Raw genomic sequence first — 1,344 nt, 5'->3', positions numbered from 1 at the left:
CATACCGAACTGCTTACCTCCATCCAGGAAGGCAGGAAGATCATCGTGGTGGTGTTGGACAATGCAGGGTTCCACTGCATCGACAACCTGCAGAACAGCCAAGGCATCGTCCATTACGGCAATGAGTGGAGACGGCGCGAGGATGAGACGGGTCGATTGACCGGCGCCCCCCTCTCCGTCGACTACGCCCTCAATGCGCAGAGCTGGGGTGCGGTAGGCCTGAGGGCCGATACCATCGAGGAGTTGGAACAAGCTGTGAAACAGGCTCTGCAGGAGAAGGTCTCGACGTTGATCCACTGCCATGTAGCCCCGAAATCCATGACCAAGGGGTACGAATCCTGGTGGCGGGTGGGTACTGCAGAAGTTTCAAACAACCCCAAGGTGGTTGAAGCCTGGACCGAATTGCAATCCGAGATTGCAAAGACACGACAATTCTAAAAGGAACACAGTATGAGCAAAGAAGCCATAAAACTTGCAATCGCACCGATTGGATGGACCAATGACGATCTACCCCAGCTAGGAGGCGATATCACCTTTGAACAGTGCATCAGCGAGATGGCCCTCGCCGGATTTACCGGCAGTGAAGTGGGCAATAAATACCCCAAGGACACCGAAGTGCTCAAGAAGGCACTGAAGCTCAGAGGTCTTCAAATCTGCAATGCCTGGTTCAGCACGTATCTGACCACCCAAAGCTATGATCAAGTGGAGAAGGCGTTTGTGCAGCACTGCACATTCCTCAAGACCATGGGAGCGACCATCGTAGGTGTTGCCGAGCAGGGCAACTCCATCCAAGGCCGACAGGACCTACCGGTGTTCGATGCGAAGCCGGTCAACACCGAGGCACAGTGGAAGCTTTTGACCGAGGGTTTGAACAAGCTCGGCAGGAAAGCCAAGGAGATGGGAATGCAGCTCACCTACCATCACCATATGGGAACCGGGGTGCAGACCAGCGGCGAAATCGACCGCCTGATGGAGCAGACCGATCCTGCTCTGGTGGGCTTGCTCTACGACAGCGGCCACCTGGTCTTCAGCGGCGAGGACCCGATGGCGGTTCTGCAGAAGTGGATGGGACGAATCCGTCACGTACACCTCAAAGATGTGCGCGCGGACAAGCGTGAGATGGCTATTTCGCAAAAATGGTCATTCCTCAAGGGAGTCCTGGAGGGTGTGTTCACCGTTCCCGGTGATGGATGCATCGACTTCAAACCGCTGCTCGATGCGCTGATCAAGGCCGGCTATCAAGGTTGGTGGGTGGTTGAAGCCGAGCAGGATCCTGCAAAAGCCAACCCCCTTGAGTATGCAATGAAGGCACGGGCCTATATCCGAAATACTGCTGGAATCTAA

General features: G+C 55.3%; 2 protein-coding genes. Both read left to right on the top strand.

Translation table 11 applies throughout. The features are described from left to right. Nucleotides 1-438: thiamine pyrophosphate-dependent enzyme (locus B3F49_RS01900; RefSeq protein WP_293908726.1), on the top strand; the 438-nt coding region annotated here is incomplete at its 5' end. Between the two features lie 12 nt (nucleotides 439-450). Beyond that, complete coding sequence (gene iolE / locus B3F49_RS01895; protein ID WP_293908725.1) at nucleotides 451-1,344, top strand: myo-inosose-2 dehydratase; 894 nt, start codon at nucleotides 451-453, stop codon at nucleotides 1,342-1,344.

The sequence above is a fragment of the Sphaerochaeta sp. UBA5836 genome (assembly GCF_002432845.1).
Taxonomy (GTDB): domain Bacteria; phylum Spirochaetota; class Spirochaetia; order Sphaerochaetales; family Sphaerochaetaceae; genus Sphaerochaeta.
The sequence above is the reverse complement of the archived record's forward strand: the minus strand, read 5'-3'. Positions and strand labels throughout refer to the sequence as shown.